Origin of the sequence: Xenorhabdus thailandensis, assembly GCF_037996785.1 — a bacterium.
GTDB classification, from domain to species: Bacteria; Pseudomonadota; Gammaproteobacteria; order Enterobacterales; family Enterobacteriaceae; genus Xenorhabdus; species Xenorhabdus griffiniae.
Genome location: NZ_JBBMXF010000014.1, coordinates 1 through 25697, shown reverse-complemented (window position 1 = coordinate 25697; position 25697 = coordinate 1). Strand labels below are relative to the sequence as shown.

The following is a 25697-nucleotide window of genomic DNA, read 5'->3' as shown; positions in this document are numbered from 1 at the left end:
TGACACTTTTTTATCATAAAGACAAAATAATTACAAAATATGTTTTTTGTAAAATTAAATGCTGATAAATAACCTGATTAACCAAATAATGATTTGCCACTTGGGCTATATTTTGAATAATTTCGATACGGAAAATGACGTTTTTTTCTTCTTTCGCCATAAAAAATATTTGACATTGACCACAATTTAATTTAACCAATAGGGGGTCAAGCGAATTAAAAAGACAGACAGGAAACTATGCACCACATCAGCCCGAAAAAAATGGTTCTTGCAAACACCACTACAACCATTACTACAACCACGATTACCACCGGAACCATGAGTTGCGGTGCGGGCTGACGCATACACATAAAACAACAATAAGCCCGTATCCCACAAGATACGGGCTTTTTTTTGGACAGAAATCAGGAGAAGAACGTTAATGCGAGTATTGAAATTTGGCGGAACCTCAGTTGCGAATCACCAGCGTGTACTGAGTGTTGCAGATATCGCCGAGAATGAGTTATCCCTTGGGCAAGTTGCCTTAGTACTTTCTGCACCAGCAAAAATCACAAACCATCTGGTGGCGATGATCGAAAAAACGGTTGCCGGGCAAGATATTGTTTCCAACATGAGTGATGCTAGCCAAATCTTTACTGATTTGCTGTCAGGATTGAAAGAGCAACAGCCAGGGTTTGATTATGAACGTCTGAAAGGACTAGTAGAACGTGAGCTAGCCAGCCTTAAACAGACTCTGCACGGCATTTCCTTGTTAAAACAATGCCCAGATAGCATTAATGCCTCCCTGATCTGTCGTGGCGAAAAACTGTCGATTGCCATCATGGAATCCGTATTACAGGCTCGTGGTCATAAAGTGACTGTCATTGATCCGGTCAAAAACCTTTTAGCGCATGGGCATTGTCTCGAATCCACCGTCGATATCCATGAATCGTCCAAACGCATTGCAGCACTTAACATTCCTGCTGACCATATTATCCTGATGGCGGGTTTCACTGCGGGCAATGAAAATGGCGAATTGGTCGTGTTGGGACGCAACGGTTCTGACTATTCAGCCGCAGTATTGGCAGCATGTCTGCGTGCGGATTGTTGTGAAATCTGGACGGATGTAGACGGTGTTTATACTTGTGATCCAAGGGCGGTGAAAGATGCACGCTTACTGAAGAGTTTGTCATATCAGGAAGCAATGGAATTGTCTTATTTCGGCGCGAAAGTCCTCCATCCTCGCACTATCGCCCCGATTGCCCAGTTTCAAATTCCTTGCCTGATAAAAAATACTGCCAATCCCGATGCACCGGGTACTTTTATTGGCGATGCACGCATTAATGATGGGCAAAAAGACCAGAACATGCCTATTAAGGGCATTACGAATCTAAATCATATGGCGATGTTCAACGTTTCTGGCCCTGGCATGAAAGGTATGGTCGGGATGGCGGCACGGATCTTTTCCGTCATGTCACGCAAGGGTATTTCCGTTGTATTAATCACACAGTCTTCATCAGAGTACAGCATCAGCTTCTGTGTACCACAAAAAGAATTGGCAAAAGCACAAAAGGCACTGACAGAAGAATTTTACCTGGAGCTGAAAGATGGTGTGCTTGATCCCATCGACGTGATCGGTAATCTTGCCATTATTTCTGTCGTTGGCGATGGTATGCGCACTCAACCAGGAACGTCTGCCCGCTTCTTCTCCGCATTGACTCGCGCCAATATCAACATCATTGCCATCGCGCAAGGCTCTTCTGAACGTTCCATTTCCACCGTTATTGAAAACGATGCCGCGACCACAGCTGTTCGTCTTTGCCACCAAATGCTGTTTAACACCGCTCAGGTTGTTGAAGTCTTCGTTGTCGGTGTGGGGGGGGTAGGCAGTGCGTTGATCGAACAAATACGTCGTCAGCAAACCTGGCTCAAACAGAAACACATCGATCTGCGCGTCTGTGGTATTGCCAATTCCCGCGCTTTATTGACTGATGTGCAAGGCATCTGTCTGGATAACTGGCAACAGGCTCTCTCAGAAGCCACCGAACCTTTTAGCTTGAGTCGCCTGATCCGCCTTGAAAAAGAGTACCATCTCCTGAATCCTGTCATTGTCGACTGCACTTCCAATCAGTCGATTGCGGAACAGTATGCAAGTTTCCTCAGCGATGGCTTTAACGTTGTCACCCCCAATAAAAAAGCCAATACCTTATCAATGGCTTATTATCACCAAATCCGTCAGGCCGCCGAGAAATCGAAACGTAAGTTCCTGTATGACACTAACGTAGGGGCTGGATTGCCGGTTATCGAAAACTTACAGAATCTGCTTAATGCCGGTGATGAATTAGTGCAGTTCAGTGGCATTCTGTCGGGTTCTTTGTCCTATATTTTCGGTATGCTGGATGAAGGTATGACGCTGTCACAAGCGACCTGGCTAGCCAAAGAAAAAGGCTTTACTGAACCCGATCCACGCGATGATCTCTCCGGCATGGATGTTGCGCGGAAGCTGCTGATTCTGGCACGTGAGGCAGGTTATGAACTGGAACTGGAAGATATTCATGTCGAACCCGTTTTACCTATATCGTTCGACGCCAGCGGCGATGTTGATAGTTTCCTGCAACATTTACCACAACTGGATCAGGAATTTAGCCAACGTGCGGAACAAGCCGCAGAACAAGGAAAAGTATTACGTTATGTTGGCTTAATTGAGCAAGGCCGTTGTACAGTGAAAATTGTCTCTGTTGATGGCAACGATCCGCTTTATAAAGTCAAAAATGGCGAAAATGCTTTGGCTTTCTACACCCGTTATTATCAACCCATTCCACTGGTATTACGTGGTTATGGCGCAGGAAATGATGTAACGGCAGCCGGTGTTTTTGCTGATATATTACGCACTCTGTCATGGAAATTGGGGGTTTAATGGTTATCAGGGTTTATGCGCCTGCCTCTATCGGGAACGTTGGCGTCGGATTTGATGTGCTTGGCGCAGCAGTTTCTCCCATTGATGGCTCGTTACTTGGAGATTGTGTCTCTGTAAGTGAAGCTGATAGTTTCAGTTTGAATAATAAAGGACGGTTTGTTGGCAAATTACCGGCCGATCCCAAACAGAATATCGTCTATCAATGCTGGCAGCTTTTTTGTCAACGACTGGGAAAAGACCTGCCCGTTACCATGACATTAGAGAAAAATATGCCGATCGGTTCGGGATTAGGCTCCAGTGCCTGCTCTGTCGTCGCTGGTTTAGTCTCATTGAATGAATATGCTGGCCGCCCATTTAACCAACACCAGTTGCTGGAGATGATGGGAGAATTAGAAGGACGTATTTCCGGTGGTGTTCATTATGATAATGTCGCGCCCTGCTATTTGGGCGGATTGCAATTGATATTATCTCAGGAAGATACCACCTGTCTGCCTGTTCCCACATTTGCTGATTGGCTATGGGTAATGGCTTATCCCGGCATCAAAGTATCGACAGCAGAAGCCCGTGCAATCCTACCCAATCACTATGCCCGTGAGGACATCATTGAGCACGGACGTCACTTTGCTGGCTTTATCCATGCCTGCCATACCCAGCAATCAGGGTTGGCTGCCAAATTAATGCAAGATGTTGTGGCAGAACCTTATCGCACACAACTGTTACCCGGCTTTGCTCATGCACGTGATGCAGTCAAAACATTAGGGGCGCTGGCGTGCGGCATTTCTGGCTCCGGCCCGACACTGTTTGCAATTTGCCATGAAATGGCTGTAGCAGAACAGGTTGCACAGTGGCTGCAACAACATTACGTACAGAATGATGAAGGCTTTGTACACATTTGCCGTCTGGATCTCGCAGGCGCACGACAGGTAAAGTAACCATGAAATTATATAACTTAAAAGATAACGGTGAGCAGGTCAGTTTTTCACAGGCGGTAAAACAAGGATTAGGTAAACAGCAGGGCCTCTTTTTTCCGCAGGATTTGCCAGAATTCAGCCGTAATGAAATTGACGATTTATTGAAATTGGATTTTGTCAGCCGCAGCCAACGCATTCTCTCTGCTTTTATTGGCGATGAAATTCCCACAGAACAATTGGCAGCCCGCGTAAAAAACGCGTTTGCCTTCCCTGCCCCTGTAGCAACTGTCGAAGATGATATCGCTTCACTGGAGCTTTATCACGGCCCGACACTGGCGTTCAAAGACTTTGGTGGCCGTTTTATGGCACAAATTCTTGCTCAAATTGCAGGAGAGCAGCCCGTCACGATTTTAACTGCAACATCCGGTGATACCGGCGCCGCAGTGGCCCATGCTTTCTATGGCTTGCATAACGTACAGGTGGTGATCCTTTATCCCGAAGGCAAGATCAGCCCATTGCAGGAAAAACTCTTTTGTACTCTGGGTGGCAATATTCATACAGTTGCTATCAAGGGGGATTTCGATGCTTGCCAGGCATTGGTCAAACAGGCTTTTGATGACGAAGAACTGAAACAGGCTTTACATCTCAACTCAGCTAACTCAATTAATATCAGCCGCCTACTGGCACAAATCTGTTATTACTTTGAAGCCGTTGCGCAGATCCCCGCAGAAAAACGTGAGCAATTGGTCATTTCCGTCCCAAGCGGAAATTTTGGTAATTTAACCGCCGGGCTGCTAGCAAAATCATTAGGACTACCGGTAAAACGTTTTATCGCGGCAACCAACGTCAATGATACCGTTCCTCGTTATTTAGCGGCAGGTAAGTGGCAGCCACATCAGACCATTCCGACGCTATCCAATGCCATGGATGTCAGCCAGCCCAATAACTGGCCACGTATTGAAGAATTGTTCAAACGCAAAGGCTGGGCACTGAGTGAACTGGCAAACGGGGTTGTGGATGACTCAACCACTCAAAGCACCATGCGCGAACTGGCGGCAAAAGGCTATATTTCCGAACCACATGCTGCCATCGCTTATCGTGTTTTGCGAGATCAATTACAAGAAGGGGAATATGGCTTGTTCCTGGGCACTGCTCATCCAGCCAAATTTAAGGAAAGCGTCGAGGCCACTCTCGGCCAACCATTGCCCTTGCCACAAGCATTATCTGAGCGCGCAGATCTGGACTTGTTATCCCACTTTATGCCCGCTGATTTCTCAACATTGCGTGAATTTTTGATGGAAAAAACATCGAAATAACATGGCATTTATCACTCCGCCTATTTATAGGTGGAGTGATATCAGGTATTGAAAATTAATGTTGCTCAGAACGCTTAAATACCAACTCATCTCCTTTAGAAAGAGATTCATCAAAAGCGTATCCTTCCAGATTGAACGCCACCAGCTGTGCTGGATCGGTCAGTTGGTTCTGAATAATAAAACGGCTCATCAGGCCACGGGCTTTTTTAGCATAGAAACTAATGACCTTGTATTTTCCATTTTTTTCATCCAGAAAAACAGGTTTGATAACTCTGGCTGCCAGCTTTTTGCTATTTACTGATTTAAAATACTCATCTGATGCCAGATTGACCAGAATCTCATCACCTTGCTGTTCCAGAGCCGCATTTAAATTTTCAGTAATGCGGTCGCCCCAAAACTGATACAGATCCTTACCACGTGGATTTTCTAACTTAATGCCCATTTCCAAACGATAAGGCTGCATCAAATCGAGAGGACGCAAAACGCCATACAGGCCAGATAGAATTCTTAAATGTGTTTGGGCAAAATCAAAATCGTCAGCAGAAAAAGTTTCAGCCTGCATACCGGTATAAACATCACCTTTAAATGCCAAAATCGCCTGGCGGGCATTGTCTGGCGTGAAATGGGGCTGCCATTCACCAAAACGAGCAGCATTCAATCCTGCCAACTTATCACTAATACTCATCAAACTGCCGATTTGCGCAGGCGTTAAAGTCCGGCAAATCTCAATCAATTGTTGGGCTTCCGCCAATAGCAGTGGTTGACTATATTTTTGGGTTGCAAGAGGGCTTTCATAATCAAGTGTTTTTGCCGGTGAAATGGTAATAAGCATTATTTTTTCCTAATAATCCAGACTTCTCTCACTTTAGCAAAAAAGACAAAAAGAGGAGAATCTTAGCAAGAGAATTTTCCTACCTTACAGCCGCGCCTGACCATGTTATTATCACCAGATGGCGAGGCAATGTTGCCAAAAATTTTACGTATAACGATGAGATATTAAACATGACCGATAAACTGACTTCCCTGCGTAAACTGACAACAGTAGTAGCAGATACCGGGGATATCGCGGCGATGAAACTGTATCAGCCGCAAGATGCGACCACCAACCCTTCCCTGATTTTGAATGCAGCACAAATTCCAGAATATCGCCAACTGATCGATGAAGCTGTTGAATGGGCGCGTGGTCAAAGCGATTCCCGTGAACAACAAGTTATTGATGCCAGCGATAAATTGGCTGTCAACATTGGTCTGGAAATTCTGAAACTGATCCCTGGCCGTATCTCCACTGAAGTTGATGCACGCCTGTCTTATGACACCGAAGCAAGCGTAGCGAAAGCAAAACGTCTGATCAAGCTGTACAACGAAGCAGGTATCAGCAACGATCGCATTCTGATCAAACTGGCTTCTACCTGGCAAGGTATCCGTGCTGCGGAACAACTGGAAAAAGAAGGCATCAACTGTAACCTGACTCTGTTGTTCTCCTTTGCCCAGGCACGTGCTTGTGCAGAAGCGGGGGTCTACCTGATCTCTCCATTTGTTGGCCGTATCCTTGACTGGTATAAAGCAAATAGTGACCAGAAAGAATTCGCACCGCATGAAGATCCAGGCGTGATTTCCGTTACTGAAATTTATCAGTACTACAAAGAACACGGTTACAACACGGTTGTTATGGGTGCAAGTTTCCGTAACGCGGGTGAAATTCTGGAACTGGCAGGCTGTGATCGCCTGACAATCTCTCCAGCACTGCTGAAAGAGCTGTCAGAAACAGCGGGTGAAGTTGAACGTAAATTGGGTTATGAAGGCGAAATCAAAGAGCGCCCAGCACCAATGACTGAAGCTGAGTTCTACTGGAACCACCACCAGGATGCAATGGCAACGGAAAAACTGGCAGAAGGTATCCGTAAGTTTGCAGTAGACCAAGGCAAACTTGAAAGCATGATCGCTGACTTGCTGTAATTTCAAGCGATACGCTATTTTTTCTTGCACAAAGGCGACAAAATAGGTCGCCTTTTGTTTATTTCACGTTACCACCCACAAATTTTATTATTTTTCCTATTATTATAATTAATTGAGGTTTGTATGAATGTATTGCGCATTGGCCTCGTGTCTGTTTCCGATCGTGCTTCAAACGGTGTTTATCAGGATAAAGGGCTGCCCGCACTGGAAACATGGCTGAAAAAAGCGATTACCACACCTTTTAGCGTAGAAACCCGCCTTATTCCTGATGAGCAAATCCTGATTGAACAAACATTGTGTGAATTGGTCGATGAACTGGGCTGCCATTTGGTACTCACCACGGGGGGAACAGGACCTGCGCGTCGTGATGTCACACCAGATGCAACGTTGGCAATTGCGGATCGTGAAATGCCAGGATTTGGGGAACAGATGCGTCAAATCAGCCTCCAATTTGTGCCAACCGCCATCCTATCCCGACAAGTCGGCGTGATCCGCAATCAAGCGCTGATTCTCAACCTTCCCGGACAACCGAAAGCCATCGCAGAAACACTGGAAGGATTAAAAGACGAAAATGGCAAGGTGTTGGTAGCGGGAATTTTTGCCAGTGTTCCCTATTGCATCCAATTGCTGGATGGCCCTTATGTGGAAACGGCTGAAAGCGTTGTCGCCGCGTTCAGGCCGAAAAGTGCACGTCGTTAAAAGTCCAATTCATTGAATACCATAAAGGTTCTGAACAGGCTCAGAACCTTATGGATAAAAAAATAGAATTACTCACCCAAACTACTGCCATTGGTTTCAATCACCCGCTTATACCAATAAAAACTCTTCTTACGACGTCGCGCCAATGAACCGGTTCCTTGTTCATTCTGGTCAACATAGATATAACCATAACGTTTGCTTATCTCACCTTTTGAAGCACTGACCAAATCAATCGGCCCCCAACTGGTATATCCCATAATATCCACACCATCTTCAATCGCTTCTCTGACCTGGATAAGATGATCGCTAAGGTATTGAATACGATAATCATCCCGAATACTGCTATCCGCTTCCGGTGTATCTTTCGCACCCAAGCCATTCTCAACGATAAACAAAGGTTTCTGATAGCGATCCCATAGCAAATTCAATATCGTGCGTAACCCAAGGGAATCTATCTGCCAACCCCATTCTGAACTAGGCAAATAAGGATTAGTCACCATATGCAGAATATTATCCTGCTGTTTCTGGTATTCCGCTTCATCTGCGGTCATACAGCCGCTCATGTAATAACTGAATGAAATAAAATCGACCGTATTTTTCAGATCATGCTTATCTTGCTCTGTAATTGTAAGTTCAATGCCATTCTCGCGAAAATAACGCAACATATAGCCAGGATAATTCCCACGGCTTTGGACATCGCCAAAAAACAACCACTTTTGATTTTTCTGAAGCGTTGCCAATACATCTTCGGGTTTACAGGTTAATGGATACATCAAACCACCCAGCAACATATTACCAATCTGGGCATCAGGAATGATCTCTCGGCACAATTTCACTGCCCTGGCGCTGGCAACCAATTGATGGTGAATAGCTTGATAGATCTCTGATTGAGTACTGTTTCTCGATAATCCAACACCTGTCAGCGGTTCATGCAGCGACATATTGATTTCATTAAATGTCAGCCATAACTTCACTTTACTCTGGTAGCGATTAAATACCGTGCGCGCATAGTGTTCAAAAAAGGCGATCAATCTGCGATCTCCCCACCCGCCATATTTTTTGACTAGCGTCCACGGCATTTCATAGTGAGATAATGTGATCAAAGGTTGGATGCCATATTTGGCCATTTCGTCGAATAGTCGGTCATAAAATGCCAGGCCCGCTTCATTGGGTTGCTTTTCATCCCCATGAGGAAAAACCCGGCTCCAGGCAATCGAGGTACGTAAGCATTTAAATCCCATTTCTGCAAACAGGGCGATATCTTCGGGGTAACGGTGATAGAAATCGATAGCAATATCCTTGAGATATCGAGTTTCATCCGCAGGATCACGTTCAACAACGGGGCCAGTAATCCCTTGTGGCAAAACATCTGAAGTGGAAAAACCTTTTCCATCCGTCAAATAAGCACCTTCAACTTGATTGGCAGCAATCGCGCCTCCCCATAAAAAATACGTTGGAAACTGTTTCATGCAAACCCTCCCCTCATGGATATTTAAGGCTGATGTAGGAATTCAGATTGGTTTTTTATCGGTATTGTTTTCTGTAGGTGAATTGGTAACAGCAGGCAGGCCAAATAACCACGTCAAAATGGTCGCGATAATAAACGCCAGCAATGTGCCAATCATTGCGCCCCATACGGTATTATCGACTCCTGATGGCGGGATCATTTGAGTAAAAGTAAAAATATTGTTTAGTCCTATTGAATAGACAGCACTTTGGTAATAACCAACCACAGAGCCACCAATCGCACCAGCAATACAGCCAAAGATAAACGGCCAACGGTAAGGCAGGGTAACCCCATAAACCGCAGGCTCAGTGATACCAAAGATACCAGCGGTAACAGCAGAGCCAGACAACATTTTTAATTTAGCATCGCGGGTACGCAAGAAAACGCCTAATGCAGCCCCCGTTTGCCCTATTACGGCCGGTAACAACAAGGGAGTTAACGTATCATGCCCCAAAACCGTTAAGTTGTTGAACATGATTGGTACTAATCCCCAATGCAGCCCAAAAATGACACAAACTTGCCAGATTGCCCCCATAATCGCCCCTGCCAGAGCCGGGGCAAACTCATACACTGCCTGATAACCATAAGCCAATGAATGGCTTAGCCATATCGCTACTGGCCCAATGACAATAAAGACGAGTGGAACAACCAACATCAGGCAGACAAGGGGAGTAATGAAGGTTTTAATGGCGGCGGGCAGGCGTGAATCCAATTTTTTCTCTATTTTACAGCTTATCCAGGAGGCAAAAATAATGGGGATCACAGAAGAGCTATAATTCAAAAATGAGAGTGGGATACCCATAAAGTATTCAGTTGTGCTGCCAGCAACTATAGATGCCTCGAAAGCAGAGATAATTATGGGATGTACCAAGGCTCCGCCAATTCCCATTGTAATAAATGGATTGCCCCCAAACTTTTTGCCTGCGGTATACTGGCAGCATACCAGATACGATAAGTACCGCTGTCAGGTGTTAGCCAATGAAATGCAATGGTAACGGCAAGCAAGCCTTTTAAGATCCCGGAAGCTGCCATTACCCCTAAAAATGGGGTAAAGATACCCGAAATAATATCGATAAAATGGTTAAATAAGTTATCGCGCTTGCCAGTTGGATTTGGCATTGAAGGTGTTTCATCAGAAGATGCCAACACTTGTTGGATAACCTGATATACCTCTTTGACTTGATTACCAATCACAACCTGAAATTGCCCACCACTTTCGACAACCGTAATGATATCGGGATGGGCTTTTAGTTTATTGATATCGGCGAGTGAACGATCCCATAGTTTAAAACGCAACCGAGTCGCACAATGAACGAGACTGGCAATATTTGCTTTACCACCAACACCCACAATGATTTCATGGGCCAGTATCTGGTATTTCATGCCATTTCCCTCATTTTCTGCACTGCCTGTGCTTAAAAAATCAAGATTTTGTTTTGATCCCCATTCCGGCCTCTTTCCAACCCGAAAAACCTTTTTTAAACCGACGGGCTTGAATTCCCTTAGCACGCAGCAATGCGAGGGCATTGGCAGAAAGCACGCAATAAGGGCCACGGCAATAAGCGATCAATTTCTGATGAGTAGCCAATTCATCCAGTCTGTTCTCCAACTCATTAACAGGAATATTAATGGCATTGGGTAAATGGCCTTGTTCAAACTCTTCTTCGGGTCTGACATCCAGTAATATCGTGCTGTTTTCCTTAATTCTGTCCAACAACTCATCCCATGAAATTATTTCCTGATTGTTTGAATCATCAATCAATCTGCGCATTTCTTCGCGGTTAAATTCGGCATATCGCTGGAGTACGGAAATAACCTCCATAATGGGCCCTTCGCTCTGACGATAAAACACATGCTTGCCTGATTTACGGGACTGAAGTAACCCTGCACGTTTGAGCTGCTGGAGATGCTGGGAAGTATTAGCAATTGACAAACCGGAAAGCTCTGATAGCTTTTCCACGGAATGTTCAGTGTTAACCAAACATTCAAGTAGTGCCAACCGATGAAGATTTCCTAGTACCTTAGCAATTTCCGCAATCTCGACAATAAGTTGTTTATCAAACATTGACTTTACGCTTCCACCATTATTACACTCAATGCATTAATTGAATGTAATGGTATCAGAGTTTCTATGCCATTTCGAGTACTTGCTGATTGATTGACCATTAATAGATAGCCACAATTCGGAGGATCGCAACAGATGAATGAAGGATTGGAGTTTATTGTTTATTCTGTACTGATTGGCGCTGGTGCAACGGTTGTTATGGATCTTTGGGCGGTTTTCATAAAACGGTGTTTCGGCATTCCCTCACTGAACTATAGCATGGTAGGACGCTGGATTGGGCATATTCCCAAAGGTAAATTAACCCATACTAGCATTCTACAGGCTGAACCGGTGAAAGGTGAAACCGGAATTGGTTGGTTTGCTCACTATTTGATTGGCATCATTTTTGCCGGCCTTTTGTTACTCATTTATGGTTTAGATTGGGCAAAAAACCCAACTTTTCTGCCAGCTTTAATTATCGGTATCGTTACTGTAGTTGCCCCTTTCTTCATTATGCAACCTGGAATGGGACTGGGGATGGCTGCATCTAAAACACCGGCTCCCAACACAGCCAGATTAAGAAGCCTGATAACACATACTATTTATGGTATTGGTCTATATTTATCTGCGTTATTATTAACATTATTTTCTTGATTTTATTTTTAAGTAACCGTCGATAAATTTGTATTATTTTTATCGACGGAATATACATTTTTACTTTCACCTCTTTTTCTTATTGTTATCCAATTTGGATCTTATCCATCATTTTTGCTGTTTCAGCCGGAATGGAATTTATCGTAAGTTTTAGACTGCTTACGCATATACCAATCTAATTTCAAGATGCGTGTGATTTCTCCCCGCTTTGCGGGGAGAAATCAGGTTTCATATCGTGTTGTAAATTGCAACTTGAAGTTTAATGCGTATAGAAATATTGGATAGATTTAAACCAGTCAGACGCCAAAATATCCCTATAGATATTTCCCCAATGAATTAATTTGATGACCCAAGGTGGATGAGCCAAAACTCATCGGCCAAATTTATTTTTTCACTGTTATTTTTAAGCGCTTATTTTTGATAAATTGAGCTTAAAACACAAACAATAAATTGTTTAATTGAATAACAATACTGTACTCTACCTTTAGTCAACAACTCTGGAGTTCACTATGTCTATCTCAAATGTCACTCAATCAAAGATCCCTATAGCAGTCTATCTCCTTGGTTTAAGTTTGTTTGCAATGGGAAGCGCTGAATTTTTAATTTCAGGCGTGTTACCGAAGATTGCCGAAGACTTGCAGGTTTCTTTACCCTCCGCAGGTATGTTGATTTCAGCCTTTGCCATTGGTGTTTTGTTGGGAGCACCACCGTTGGCTGTGGCAACCCTGCGCTGGCCAAAACGCGCAACGTTGTTAATCAGTCAAGCATTATTTGTTGCGGCTACTGCCATTGGAATGCTTGTGCCAGACTATTGGTCATTGTTGATTGCCCGCATTGTAAGTGGTGTAGCTTACGCTGGGTTTTGGGCCGTTGCTGCAACGACAGCCGTTAATTTAGTGGCTCAGGATCGTACCGCTAGGGCATTATCCATTGTGGTGAGTGGACTAAGTTTAGCAATGGTTGTCGGAGGGCCACTGGGAACCATGATCAGTGATATAGCTGGTTGGCGTGCAGGTTTTTGGGCTGTTGCAGTAGCAACTTCAATTACAGCATTTGCTTTGTGGTTCATGCTGCCTGACATACAAAGCAAGGGACAGGAACTTACATTACATACTGAACTAAGAGTCATGGCTAAACCCAAATTGTGGATTGCGTATGGCACTACCATATTCACAACAGCAGCTTACATGGCGACATTTGGCTACTTAGGCGCATTGCTTATTGATACGAGTCAATTAGCTGTTGCTTGGTTACCCGCAGTGCTCTCCCTTTTTGGTATTGGCGCTTTTATCGGGTTAACTATTGGTGGGAGGACAGCCGATAAATATCCATTCAAGACTCTGGTTATTGGAACACTTGGCGTAATTGTTATTTCTCTCGCATTGGCTGTTTGGGCAGAAAATTTGATAGCGGCAATTTGTTTGGTATTTCTACTTGGGATGTTTGGCTTTGTTGTTAACCCTGCTGTGATGAATAGGGTTTACACAATCGCAGCAGATGCGCCAACACTAGCCGGGGCAACCAATGTATCAGCTTTTCAATTTGGGATTACATTAGCTCCCTTATTGGGTGGATTAGCTATAAAGGCAGGTTATGGGTTACCTTCTGTGGGTTGGATTGGAGCGCTATTAGCAACAGTAGCTATTATTCCAATTTTACTTGATGCCTATTTTCATAATAAGAAATATTCGGTTTAATTAACTCATTCCCTGATGATATTGTCGATCGCGATTACTGCAAAGGTGTTCTGTGGGCAACAGGAAACGCCAGAGTGATCTTTAAAGCCCTTCGGGCTTTTCGCCTTATATCCCCGCCCTGAAAGCGGGGCTTTACGACGTTTTTTGCTAATTAAAAACAAATGATGATATTGGTTTAGACGGTTAGGTAAGGCAGGCTCTTCAAACCCTCAAGTTTAATTTGACCTGAACTATAAATTTTGAGAAACCATATTCTTAAATTGTGATAATGAAGCAACCCCAACAAGAGAATCTACAGGTTGTCCATCTTTATAGACTAATGTCGTTGGTATACTACGAATACCATATTTCATAGCGATATTTTGGGCATCATCAATATTGATTTCCCCAAAAGTGGCACTATCTTTCATATCGATTGATAACTGATTAAACGTTGGTGCTACCGCCCGACATGGACCACACCATGGCGCCCAAAATCTAACAACACAAATCCCTTTAGTACTGACCACACTATCAAAATTATCTTCGGTTAATTCAATTAATGTACTCATATTGGATCCTCAGTAAAAACTTTTAAGTTACTAAAATGTAGCTTATAAATGAAATGTGGGGGCAAAATACCCCACACCCTTAATTCAATTATTATATTGAACATTATAGTTAAATCAATTTACGAATTGTTTCCTATCAGCAAGATAGACATAAGCTATCAATTAATAACAATCAGTTATTAAAACCCTTAAAATAAATCACAAAAAATTTATCCAATCAATATTGGATAAATATAATAATCAAAAAATTAATTATATAAATTCTAATGAATAAATTTAACCAGAGAGAAAAACGATGGGGAATTTGCCAATCATAAATACAATAATTTCATAAAATGACCATTAAGAAACTTAAAAATAATGCAATAACATAATTTCAAAATGTTATTAATTTACCTACATCGACAACAAGAATTGTTAATAAAACATTATTATTTGATATTACATTTAGTTATAAACATGTTATTTTTGCACGAAAGAAAACCAACAAATAGAACTTAAACACATTACTAAGATTAATGAGGCGTCTAAATATGCACTGCTTTTATCTTAAACATGCAGGTCAATATATTAATCTGATAGTAAATGATATTTATTTTCACCAAAATAAATTAGTGAACTGTAAAAAGATTATTTATTGATAATTTCAACCATATTCCAGCACTATTTTATTTCAAAGATAAAAAATAACCTCAAAAACATAAATTAACCTATTAATCAAATACAAGGGATAATGCATGCAAAATTTTCTCCAGGCATTACAAGAATCCGGATTAGAAACCGCTAATCTCCCTGAATTATATAAACCAGAAAATACAATTTTAGAAGTAGAGCTATCAAAATTAAAAGAGCAGGTTAATGGGATACTCAAAAACAGATTACCATTAATAAATGATATTATTCCTGTAACTCCGCAAGAAGATACGATTGAGTCAGAAAACTCCCCACTAACAGATATTCAATATGCCTATTTAATTGGGCGTAATCCTGGACTAGAACTAGGAGGATTAACCAGTTGCCTATATATTGAATTAAATATTCATTCATTAGATATAAATTCATTAAATAACGCATTAAACAAAATCATTGAATATCACCCTATGTTAAGGGCAACTTTATCTTTAGATGGGCAACAGCGAATTTTACCCGCACCATTAAATTACGTCATTCCTATTCAGGATGGTAGAAAGTGGTCAGAGTCAGAAAAAGACAATAGGCTGGCAAAACTTCGTCAGGAAATGGAAACTCAATTATTACCTGTCGATAAAGCACCTACATTCGATATACGGGCAACAATATTAAATAATGATATTACCCGTCTGCATATTTACTTCGACTTGATGTTTGTCGATATTCATAGTGTCCGTTTGGTATTACGTGACTGGTGGCAAGTTTATCAAGGCCATAAACTACCTATTCTACCTGACAATCTAAATTTCCCCAATTATATCAAATTAGAACGTTATCTACAGGGACAACCCCAAGGATTACGCGATAAAACTTATTGGGAACATCAGCTAGAGCATTTACCTCAACCGCCTGAGTTACCGTTAAAAAATGCGCCAGAGATAATTTCTCCGCCTGTATTCAAACGTTACAGCCGAACAATTTCTTCTGAAACATTATTAGCGCTTAGAAAAAAAGCAGAATTACGTAAGTTAACGTTAGAAACTGTACTTCTCGGCATGTACACAGAAGTGCTTCGCCAGTGGTCGAAACGTCAAACTTTTACACTGACAGTTACGCAATTTGGTCGCCGCCCCTACTTTGATGGTATTGAAAATGTAGTCGGTAATTTCCTGCAACCCATGTTACTGGGAATTGGAGGTACAGGAGAAGAAAGCCTCAATGATCGTTTGGTACAGATCCAGACTAATTTGATGCTGAACCGCTGGCACTGTTCCTACAATGGTGTTCAAGTTCTAAGAGAACTGACCCGCCGCAGTCATGGCAATCGGGCTGCAACCGCCCCCGTCGTATTTAGCAACACCCTGACAGCCAATTTGGATAACGTTGTGGCAGATATTGGCTGGACGGAAGCGACCCAGGTTTATAGCAGCAATCAAACTCCACAAATCTGGTTAGAGAACCAAATTGTTCGTGTTGATGAGCATGTACAAATTAACTGGAATACAGTTAATGAGCTATTCCCTGATGGCATGGTGGAAACCATGTTAGATGCCTATATGGCACTGATAACGACTTGTGCAGAAGACGATTCAATCTGGGATCAAAACGTATCATTGGTGAAATTACCTGCCTCAGATTTACTGGAAAGAACAAAAGCCAATGCAACAGATACCGAGCTTGATATCAAACTGCTACATGAAATGGTTTTGCAAGCCGCTGGCAAATTTCCCAATGCCATTGCTCTTATACAAGGCGAAAAACAAGTTACTTATGCAGAAATGGCTAACAGAGCCTATGCGATAGCACAACAACTACGAACTGCTGTCCCCATTCATCCCAATGATATTGTCGCTGTTTCCCTGCCACAAAGTCCTGAGTTAGTCATTGGCTTACTGGGTGTTCTTATGTCAGGTGCTGCCTATGTCGCCATTGATCCCCAACTACCTGCGGAACGCCGCATGAGTTTACTCAACCGCTGTTCAGCCAAAGGGATTGTCACTGACAGCACGGTTTTTGCACATGATGAATTTACGGATTTACTTCGCATCAATCTGGATGAGTGTTCTATGCATCAGGCAATGGATACAGAGCAAATAGCTACGGCACATTGGTCTGCCATGCCTTCAATGCAAGGATTAGATGATCTGGCCTATGTCATCTTTACTTCCGGCTCAACTGGGGAGCCGAAAGGGGTGATGGCTTCCCACCGTAATGCGGCCAATACCGTGCTTGATATTAATCATAAATTTCAGGTAACAGAAAAAGATGTTGTGTTGTCTGTCGCACCTGCTGGGTTTGATTTGTCCGTCTATGACTATTTCGGACTATTAGGGGCAGGAGGAAAAGTTATTTTTTCCATGCCAGAAACAGCCAATGATCCAAAAATCTGGCTAGACATGCTAATCAAACACCAAATTACGATCTGGAACAGTGTTCCCGCTCCCGTGAAAGTATTGGTAGACAGAAATAGTTCCGCACTGTCTGCAACCCAATTAAGGCTAATTCTCATGAGCGGAGACTGGATACCTGTCGATCTCCCTGAGCGTATTCGGGAAAGTTTGCCAAATACTGCGATCATCAGTCTCGGTGGAGCGACTGAAGGCTCTATCTGGTCGATACATTATCCCATTGAGAAAATTGATAAAAACTGGAAAAGCATTCCTTATGGCAAGCCGTTAGCAAATCAAACTTTCCATGTTTTGAATAACTGGCTTCTTCCCTGCCCCAAATGGGTAACCGGAGAACTCTATATTGGCGGAATCGGCGTAACTCAAGGTTATTTGGGAGACGCAGAAAAAACAGCCCTACGCTTTATTACTCATCCCACCACAGGCGAAAGACTGTACAGAACAGGGGACTTGGGACGATATATTGCCGATGGTTTGATAGAGATTTTAGGGCGTGAAGATAATCAGGTAAAAATCAATGGCTATCGCATTGAATTAGGTGAAATTGAAGCCTGTCTTTTAACCCACGACAATGCCAGCCATGTCGTCATTGATGCCCCCGTTCATGCCAAAACCGGGCAACGACATATCGTCTCCTATGTTGTGCCTGAAACACCAGAAACGTTGGATGAGCCGACTCATTTTCAGGATCAATTGAGGGAAATTGCCCGCAAAACGTTGCCCTCTTATATGGTGCCCAGTTATTACATTTTATTGCCCCATATGCCATTAACCAGTAATGGAAAAATTGACCGTAAAGCGCTGCCTGTTCCCTGGTCTGATAGCGAAGAACACGCTGATGCTCCAGTTGCACCGGCGAATGAGATAGAAGCGAAGATCCTGAAACTCTGGCAAGCACAGCTTCAGCATGACGATTTTGATGTCACCGATGGTTTTTTTGATATTGGCGGTGATTCACTCCATGCCGTCGGTTTACTGAGTGCTCTGCGACAGGAATTTAATATTACGCCAGTTGGCGAACAGGACATTATCGAAGGGTTGTTCATGAACTCTAATATTCAGTCTTTCTCTCGCATCATCGAAACAATCATCCAATCCCAAACGGTGAATGAGCATGACCAAAACATATGATTATATCGTGGTAGGCGGTGGTTCAGCAGGATGCGTGGCAGCCTCTCGCCTGTCTGAAAATAGCACAAAATCCGTACTGCTGATCGAAGCAGGCCACGGATCTGATGTACACAACCCTGCTAGCCCACTCAGGGATGCGTCAAGGTTGGTGCTGGAAGGGTATAACTGGGATTACGAAGCCAATGTGCGCAATGATGATGATCGGTTCGCCGCTCTCATTGCTTTTCCTGCTCATAGACCAGATAACAAACAACAAACTCGTAAGCACAAGGAGCGCAAGCCGTTCAATTATCGCGTGGGGAAAGTCCTTGGGGGTTCTTCCGCCATTAACGGTGCCATTGCCCTACGAGGATTTCCAAGCGATTTCGATCAATGGACTCAAATGGGTTGCCCTAATTGGTCTTGGCAGCAGGTTCTGCCGTGGTTTAAGCATTTGGAGAATGACACTGACTATCTCGGTGATGATAACCACGGCTCACAAGGACCGATGTGTCTGCGCAGACCAGCAAATAACGAGATCCACCCTCTTGATATGGCTTTTGCCCATGCCTGCGAACAGTTTGGTGTACCTTACGTCGATGATCTCAATATCGGTGAAGATCCCGCTGTCGGCCCTGTTCCCGCCAATGTCGTTAACGGCGCCGAAAGAGTCGATGTGTATCGTTCATACCTTGAACCGATCCTGAATAGAGAAAATTTGCATGTGCTGACAGATACCTTGGTCACGCAGATCATTTTCAACGGTACTGTCGCTTCAGGAGTAAAAATTATTCAGGCGGGAGAAGAGCAGGTTTATCAGGCCAAACAAATTGTTCTCTGCGCTGGCGCAATTGGTTCAGCAACTTTATTACAACGCTCAGGTGTCGGTGATCCAGTACATCTGAACAAATTAGATATCCCTGTTGTTGCGCAAGTGCCCGCCGTTGGCAAAAATCTAACTGACCATGCTTCCGTGGTACTCTGGGCACTGCCTAAAGCCGGTGTTTGTACTACGGGCTTGCCGTGGCGGCAAATTGCTGCCCGTATTAGAAGCGGTTATGACGCAAAAGTTGATGTACAGATTGGCTTGCTGAACAATGTTGCCAGTGACACCGTACCGGGGTTCAGAGATCGCGTGACTTATCCAATGCTGGTTGGTGCTTCCGTCATGTTAATGCGCCCAGAGATCCAAGGACGAGTTTTCATCAATTCCGCTACGCCCACGGTATTACCCCAAATTGATCTGCCATTGACTCACTCCCCATCAGATATCGCACGCCTTGTCGGGGGAGTACGTAAGATTTGGCAAGTTTTACGCCACCCAGAAGTGGATGTTTTCCTTGATGGCATCCAATTTTGGTCAGACTCCATGATTCATAACGATGAAATCATGAACAGTGCAATCAAAAACCTGGTTAATCCAGGCTGGCATGCATCTGGAACGCTCAGAATGGGCACCCATGATGATCCTGATAGCGCCACGCAAGAAGATGGCCGAGTCCACGGCATTACGGGCGTGACAGTTGCTGACGCTTCTCTATTCCCCACCATTCCCTCTATGCCAACAAATCTGACAACCATTATGACTGCTGAACGCATTGTCAGTTTTTTAATAGAGAGAGAAACCACCAGCGAGCGGAGGACAAATGGCAACTAATCGCAGACGGGTGATTTATGCCTTTCCCCATGCAGGAGCAACAACAGCGATTTATCGCCCCTGGCTAAATGATCTCATGACCACCCAATTTGCAACCTTACAACCCGTTGCGATCCCAGGTCGTGGTTATCTAGCTAAAGAGCCTGAAATTCACGATCTCGACGCCCTAATTGAACGACTGGCATCAGATATCTGGGCCGATTTCCAGCAGAAACAAGTGCAAGGTATTACGGAGTGGATCACCTTTGGTCATAGCTTTGGTGGCGTGCTGAGTATCGCGGTGGGTCAGGCGTTAATGAAAAACTATGGCACTTCCCCTTTATTTAGCGTGGTATCCAGCTCTGTCCCCCCTCATCGTCAACCCAAAGATGAACGGCATGAATGGACAGATGAGCAATTGATTCAGAAAACCAGAGCGGATCAAGGGACACCCGAAGCAATTTTAAACGAACCTGCGCTGATAAAACCCATCATCCGGCAATTGCGCAATGATTACCTGATACGCAGCCAATTTCCCCGGCTTGGCAATATACAAGTGAACTATCCACTGGTGCTGGTTTCCGCCACTCATGACAGTTATGTCACTTTAGCAGACATGGAAGCCTGGAAAAATTACACCGCTAACGATATTTCACTCACCCATATTGAAGGGGATCACTTTGCTGTGTACCGCCACTGGGATGTTATTAAACAAATCTTGCTGAATAAAACCATTTAAATAAAACAATGGGCCGCCAAAGAACCTGGAGTGAATATGCGTATTGAGATTAATAATTTTGATAATTACCGGAAATCCTGTCGTGAATTCCTGGAGCGTGAAATCGTCCCTGAGCATCAAAGATGGGAAGAGAATGGGCTGGTTGAGCGCACCTTTTGGGAGAAATTAGGCCAGTCAGGGTTATTAGGTATGAGTGTCAGCCCTGAGTTTGGGGGATTGGGAAAAAACGATTATCGGTTCGCGGTCATTCTGACAGAGGAACTTATCAAAGCAGGTGTGACTGTACCAGGGATCGTTGCTCATAACGATATTGTTGCCAGCTACATTTTTGCTCTCGGTAATCAGGAGCAGAAAAAAAGATGGCTACCAGAATTGTGTAGCGGAAAACGGGTTGCCGCCATTGCCATGACGGAGCCGAGTGGGGGTTCCAATACAGCAGACATTAAAACCGTGGCTAAACGTCAAGGCAATAACTATCTGGTGAATGGCGGCAAAGCTTACATCACCAATGGCATCAATGCGGATCTGATCGTGGTAGCGGTAAAAACAGACGAGGGGCAACAAGGCCAGGGTATCAGTTTACTGGCAATAGAACGGGATATGCCCGGATTCACCAGAGGAGAGCCATTAAAGAAAATTGGCTGGCATGGCAGCGACACGGCTGAACTTTTTTTCCATGACTGTAAAGTTCCTGTCACCAACCTGATTGGCCGTGAAAACCTCGGTAACTATTACTTTATGTCGGCTATGCCCCGCGAACGCCTCAGCATCTCAACCGTGGCGGTTGCCAGTGCAGAACATATATTGCAGAGCACACTGGAATATGTGAAAGAAAGAACAGCCTTCAATCAACCGATCGGCTCTTTTCAATACAACCGTTTTGTTCTTGCGCAATTAGATACCGAAGTAAAAATTGCCCGAATCTACCTGGATAATGCCGTTGATCTTTTTAATCAGGGGCTTTTCAGTTTAGTCGATGCGGCTCGCATCAAATGGTGGACGACCGAACTGCAAATGAAAGTAGCAGATCGTTGCCTACAATTGCACGGCGGCTTAGGTTACATGCGGGATTCCATTGCTGGCAAGAATTGGCTGAATAGCCGCGCCCAGACTATTTACGGTGGAACCAGTGAAGTGCTGCAAGAAATCATCAGTAAATCAATTGGACTTTAAAACACAATAATTCACGGTTGGATAGGATATGTTGGTATGAATCAAATGAACAGCAAATCGTGTCTCATTCGATCAGTCAATGTTAGTCAATGGAACTCGATCATTCTTAATCTGGGCAAAGACCGGAAACTGGGATATGGCTGTGGACGATGCAACCTGCTTCTTTAAGATAGATCCAGAAGTTTCTTTTATTGCCTATCGTGGTGTTCAACCCATCATATCAATGGTTAATTATTCAGATTCTTATTCATTCGGTGACAATCTCATACCAAAGGGGCGGTTGGATAAGGTCAAGGCCATTGCGTCTTTGGAGTCAGGGTAATAGGTATCAAAAAGTAGTCATTACCTGAGTCGCAACATCATTAATATATTCATACGAGAGGTTATGTTATGGCAAATGAAACACCGACCTTATTTGAATGGATGGGTGGCCGTGAGGTGCTTATGAAACTCATGGACACCTTTTATGCCAAGGTCGAAAAAGATGAACTGCTTGCTCCGCTGTTCAAAAACATGAAATCCGATCATCCAGGCCATGTCGCCATGTGGTTGGAAGAAGTGCTCGGCGGAGAAGATCGCTATACCAAAGATCGTGGCGGCTTCAAAGTCATGCTAAGCCGCCACAGAGGCAGAAGCATTCAATCCGAACAAAGAAAAAGATGGGTAGAACTGTTGATGGAATCTGCTGATGAAATCGGTTTACCTTCTGATCCTGAATTTCGTTCAGCATTTGCAAGTTATATCGAATGGGGTTCACGCAGAGCTGAGGCCAATTCTCAACCCAATGCTACCCCTTCACGTCGCGAAACTGTACCCAAGTGGGGATGGGGAGAAGCGCCTCCAGGAACGCCCTAATTTTTAAAGAAACTTACAGGTAAAGTTAGAGAGGTGAGTTTATGCTGTTGGCCGTCAGTGACTTACATGTGTCTCACGCAACAAATAGGGCTATCGTTGAATCATTTAGACCATCAACACCGGACGATTGGCTACTGTTGGCAGGCGATGTTGCAGAACAGGAGTCAGATTTTACCTGGGTCATCAGTATGCTTTCACAACGGTTTGCTCAAGTCGTCTGGACACCAGGAAATCATGAACTTTGGTGCACACCAAAAGATCAATTAAAGTTACCTGGCGTACTGCGTTATGAACATTTGGTCAATATCTGCCGACAACATAACGTACTCACCCCTGAAGATGAGTTTCGTCATTACCGCATGGGGAATGGGGCAACGGTGATCATTGCCCCTATTTTTACCCTATACGATTATTCATTTAGAAATACCTGTGACTATACAGCGGAACAGGCCATCGAGCGCGCTCGTCGTTGTGGTGTCATTAGCTCTGATGAGTTCTTCCTGAAAACCTATCCTCATAGAAATATTATCGATTGGTGTCAGGAACGTATCCAATATACCCAAAAACGCTTGAATGCCATTCCAGATGGCGAAAATATCGTACTAATAAGCCATTTCCCCATCATCCGTAAGCCGCTCGAGTCCTTACGCAATAGCGAATTTTCTATTTGGTGTGGCAGTGAAAAAACTCACCGATGGGCATCAAAAAAAGGGGTTCGTATGGTGGTATATGGACACTTACACATTCCCAATCTCGAATATATTCAAGATGTTGCTCATTTGGAAGTCTCTTTGGGATATCCGCGGGAATGGCAAGAGCGTCGTAATAAGGGTTCTTACTTAGTACAACTAGACGGATTACTGGAACACGCTAACGCATATAGCTAATCATTTATTTTTAGAACAAGAGGCTAATTTACCGATGAAAAATGATGAAATAATTCCACAGATAAAACCTCGGATCTTAATTGGGGCAACCGGATCAGTGGATATCACTCTCCTCCCCCAATATCTTTCAGCAATTAAGGCGACAATTGACTGTACATTAACAGTATTGATGACAAACAATGCCACCACCTTTTTACCCGCCTCAACCGTAGCACTCTATGCCGATCGGGTCATTAGTGGAGAGATGCCACACGATTGGCCAACAGACAAACCTTCACGTATTGTCGCGGATCATGACATTCTGGCAGTCCTACCTGCAACCGCTAATACACTTGCAACCGTTGCTTGTGGTGGCGCAACCAATCGATTAACCACGGTTATTCTGGCCTCCACATTTCCTGTGCTTTTTTTTCCTGTCATGGGACACGTGATGTGGGAAAAAAAGTGACACGCCGCAATATTACGCAATTACGTGATGATGGCTATTACGTTATTGAACCCGTTTGGCACGAAAATTTTGATGTTTCACTACAACGAATAGTTGGGCATCCTTCATTGCCGGATATTGAAACCGTTATTTCATTATTGAAACAACATCTGCCAAAGTAAGTTCTGAATTCATCGCGTTATGGAAGAGTATTTCGCCCCTTAATTGACAAAAAATATTCGACATGAAAGTGGTATAACATGTGGGTTGGGTACTCTTCTATTTCACATTTCTCCTGAATATGTAGCTGTAGATTCTTCCTCTGTTCAAATCTAAGCGACATATTACCACAATGGATTCTTTTTAAAATTTGTAGAATAAATACCTTTTAATATAGCATAAGTTTTATTTTCATCTATTTTGAGTCTGGTCAGAACATTGAAAATAAATACCTCAGAACCCATTTTATAACTATAAATCGGTAACTTATGTCAGAACACTACAATCGTCCATTAAATAAACAAGATTATAAAACACTGTCCTTAGCGGCTTTAGGTGGCGCTCTGGAATTTTACGACTTTATTATCTTTATCTTTTTTGCTGTTGCACTTGGGGAACTCTTTTTCCCTGCAGATATACCTGAATGGCTCAGACAACTACAGACATTCGGTATTTTTGCGGCGGGTTATCTGGTTCGGCCTTTAGGTGGGATCATCATGGCCCATTTTGGTGATCTCATTGGGCGTAAAAAAATGTTTTCACTCAGCATATTGTTAATGGCTGTACCAACACTGGCTATCGGCATGTTACCCACCTATGACGCCATAGGCATGGCTGCCCCTATCCTGCTGCTACTGATGCGGATTATGCAGGGAGCCGCAATTGGTGGAGAAGTACCCGGAGCCTGGGTTTTTGTGGCAGAACATGTTCCCCATAAACGCATCGGATTTGCCTGTGGTGTTTTAACGGCAGGATTGAGTTTGGGGATTTTATTTGGTTCTCTGTCGCAACCATTATTACTTCGATTTATTCCAGACAAGAAGTCCTGGATTGGGCATGGCGTCTGCCATTTTTCTTAGGCGGTATTTTCGGTTTATGCGCTATGTATCTGCGCCGCTGGCTGCATGAAACCCCTGTCTTCAAGGAAATGCAGGAACGCAAAGCATTGGCAGAAGAGCTGCCACTAAAAACTGTCGTTTTTAATTACAAGCGCGCCATCTCTATTTCCATGCTGCTTACATGGCTCCTTTCTGCTGGCATTGTTGTTGTCATCTTGATGACGCCAACCGATATGCAGACAGTATTTAATCTTGAACAATCACTGACGTTGAAAGCAAACAGTCTGGCGATTATCTCATTGGCGATTGGCTGTATCTCTACCGGATACTTATGCGATAAGCTGGGGAGCCGGTATCGTGCTGATTATAGGTTGCATCCTATTGGCTGCCACAACATGGTTTTTCTACCACAATATCAGCCATGAACCGCTCAAACTATTTAGTGCTTATTCCCTCACTGGTCTGACTGTCGGTGTGATTGGCGTCACCCCTTTTGTTATGGTGAAAAGCTATCCACCAGAAGTCAGGTTTAGTGGCATTTCA

The 25697-nt window shown here is 43.7% G+C and carries 20 protein-coding genes, 2 pseudogenes and 1 other annotated feature; of the genes and pseudogenes, 17 read left to right on the top strand and 5 right to left on the bottom strand.

All coding sequences use genetic code 11. From position 1 onward, the window contains the following. Positions 1-280: 280 nt before the first annotated feature. Positions 281-396, top strand: a sequence feature (Thr leader region). A gap of 25 nt (positions 397-421) precedes the next feature. Genes thrA through thrC form a run of 3 tightly spaced genes read left to right on the top strand, consistent with a single transcriptional unit; the run spans position 422 to position 5123 of the window. After that, positions 422-2896 carry a bifunctional aspartate kinase/homoserine dehydrogenase I gene (thrA, locus tag AAC853_RS14835; RefSeq protein WP_340615000.1) on the top strand — a complete coding sequence of 825 codons (2475 nt, stop codon included), beginning with the start codon at positions 422-424 and terminating at the stop codon, positions 2894-2896. After that, the gene (gene thrB, locus AAC853_RS14830; protein ID WP_340614999.1) at positions 2878-3828 is read left to right on the top strand and encodes a homoserine kinase; all 951 of its coding nucleotides are present in this window, start codon (positions 2878-2880) and stop codon (positions 3826-3828) included. The genes thrA and thrB overlap by 19 nt, the downstream gene beginning before the upstream one ends. Before the next feature lie 2 nt (positions 3829-3830). After that, the gene (gene thrC, locus AAC853_RS14825; RefSeq protein WP_340614998.1) at positions 3831-5123 is read left to right on the top strand and encodes a threonine synthase; all 1293 of its coding nucleotides are present in this window, start codon (positions 3831-3833) and stop codon (positions 5121-5123) included. A 55-nt stretch (positions 5124-5178) separates the two neighbouring features. Here the strand turns inward: thrC and yaaA are convergent, their stop codons facing one another. Further along, positions 5179-5955 carry a peroxide stress protein YaaA gene (gene yaaA / locus AAC853_RS14820; RefSeq protein WP_340614997.1) on the bottom strand — a complete coding sequence of 259 codons (777 nt, stop codon included), beginning with the start codon at positions 5953-5955 and terminating at the stop codon, positions 5179-5181. Positions 5956-6125: 170 nt separating this feature from the next. Between yaaA and tal the strand changes: the two genes are divergently transcribed. Together tal and mog are read left to right on the top strand one after the other, a co-directional pair. Continuing rightward, on the top strand, positions 6126-7079 hold the full coding sequence (tal, locus tag AAC853_RS14815; RefSeq protein ID WP_340614996.1) for a transaldolase: 954 nt from the start codon (positions 6126-6128) through the stop codon (positions 7077-7079). A 123-nt stretch (positions 7080-7202) separates the two neighbouring features. Beyond that, complete coding sequence (mog, locus tag AAC853_RS14810; protein WP_273558054.1) at positions 7203-7778, top strand: molybdopterin adenylyltransferase; 576 nt, start codon at positions 7203-7205, stop codon at positions 7776-7778. A gap of 68 nt (positions 7779-7846) precedes the next feature. Here the strand turns inward: mog and ascB are convergent, their stop codons facing one another. From ascB to AAC853_RS14795, 3 genes and pseudogenes are all read right to left on the bottom strand, one after another. After that, positions 7847-9247 carry a 6-phospho-beta-glucosidase gene (ascB, locus tag AAC853_RS14805; RefSeq protein WP_340614995.1) on the bottom strand — a complete coding sequence of 467 codons (1401 nt, stop codon included), beginning with the start codon at positions 9245-9247 and terminating at the stop codon, positions 7847-7849. A gap of 84 nt (positions 9248-9331) precedes the next feature. After that, positions 9332-10668, bottom strand: a pseudogene (locus tag AAC853_RS14800) (PTS transporter subunit EIIC); the annotation flags it as partial. Between the two features lie 40 nt (positions 10669-10708). Continuing rightward, complete coding sequence (locus AAC853_RS14795; protein WP_338883347.1) at positions 10709-11350, bottom strand: ArsR/SmtB family transcription factor; 642 nt, start codon at positions 11348-11350, stop codon at positions 10709-10711. 135 nt (positions 11351-11485) lie between these two features. On the opposite strand from AAC853_RS14795, the gene AAC853_RS14790 reads away from it, so the two are divergent. Together AAC853_RS14790 and AAC853_RS14785 are read left to right on the top strand one after the other, a co-directional pair. Beyond that, positions 11486-11983, top strand: coding sequence for a DUF2938 domain-containing protein (locus tag AAC853_RS14790; protein WP_338883348.1), 498 nt, complete (start codon positions 11486-11488; stop codon positions 11981-11983). 509 nt (positions 11984-12492) lie between these two features. Next, on the top strand, positions 12493-13680 hold the full coding sequence (locus AAC853_RS14785; protein ID WP_338883349.1) for a Cmx/CmrA family chloramphenicol efflux MFS transporter: 1188 nt from the start codon (positions 12493-12495) through the stop codon (positions 13678-13680). Between the two features lie 230 nt (positions 13681-13910). Here AAC853_RS14785 and trxA read toward each other — a convergent pair whose 3' ends face one another. After that, entirely contained in the window at positions 13911-14231 is a 321-nt protein-coding gene (gene trxA, locus AAC853_RS14780) for a thioredoxin (protein WP_338883350.1), read from the bottom strand. A 737-nt stretch (positions 14232-14968) separates the two neighbouring features. On the opposite strand from trxA, the gene AAC853_RS14775 reads away from it, so the two are divergent. From AAC853_RS14775 to AAC853_RS17905, 10 genes and pseudogenes are all read left to right on the top strand, one after another. Further along, complete coding sequence (locus tag AAC853_RS14775; RefSeq protein WP_340614994.1) at positions 14969-18400, top strand: non-ribosomal peptide synthetase; 3432 nt, start codon at positions 14969-14971, stop codon at positions 18398-18400. Continuing rightward, positions 18384-20036: a GMC family oxidoreductase gene (locus AAC853_RS14770; protein WP_340614993.1), complete on the top strand. Its 1653-nt coding sequence runs from the start codon at positions 18384-18386 to the stop codon at positions 20034-20036. Before AAC853_RS14775 ends, AAC853_RS14770 begins: the two co-directional genes overlap by 17 nt. Continuing rightward, positions 20026-20754 (top strand): thioesterase II family protein, encoded by a 729-nt coding sequence (locus tag AAC853_RS14765; RefSeq protein WP_338883353.1) that lies wholly within the window; start codon positions 20026-20028, stop codon positions 20752-20754. Before AAC853_RS14770 ends, AAC853_RS14765 begins: the two co-directional genes overlap by 11 nt. A gap of 36 nt (positions 20755-20790) precedes the next feature. After that, positions 20791-21927 (top strand): acyl-CoA dehydrogenase family protein, encoded by a 1137-nt coding sequence (locus tag AAC853_RS14760; protein ID WP_340614992.1) that lies wholly within the window; start codon positions 20791-20793, stop codon positions 21925-21927. A gap of 136 nt (positions 21928-22063) precedes the next feature. Then, positions 22064-22249, top strand: coding sequence for a hypothetical protein (locus AAC853_RS14755; protein WP_340614991.1), 186 nt, complete (start codon positions 22064-22066; stop codon positions 22247-22249). Between the two features lie 68 nt (positions 22250-22317). Continuing rightward, the gene (locus tag AAC853_RS14750) at positions 22318-22782 is read left to right on the top strand and encodes a group II truncated hemoglobin (protein ID WP_338883355.1); all 465 of its coding nucleotides are present in this window, start codon (positions 22318-22320) and stop codon (positions 22780-22782) included. 41 nt (positions 22783-22823) lie between these two features. Next, entirely contained in the window at positions 22824-23669 is an 846-nt protein-coding gene (locus AAC853_RS14745) for a metallophosphoesterase family protein (protein ID WP_338883356.1), read from the top strand. A gap of 34 nt (positions 23670-23703) precedes the next feature. Next, positions 23704-24117: a flavoprotein gene (locus AAC853_RS14740; protein ID WP_340614990.1), complete on the top strand. Its 414-nt coding sequence runs from the start codon at positions 23704-23706 to the stop codon at positions 24115-24117. Beyond that, positions 24114-24278 carry a hypothetical protein gene (locus AAC853_RS14735; protein WP_340614989.1) on the top strand — a complete coding sequence of 55 codons (165 nt, stop codon included), beginning with the start codon at positions 24114-24116 and terminating at the stop codon, positions 24276-24278. The genes AAC853_RS14740 and AAC853_RS14735 overlap by 4 nt, the downstream gene beginning before the upstream one ends. 306 nt (positions 24279-24584) lie before the next feature. After that, a pseudogene (locus tag AAC853_RS17905) lies at positions 24585-25579 on the top strand (MFS transporter). Positions 25580-25697: the final 118 nt, after the last annotated feature.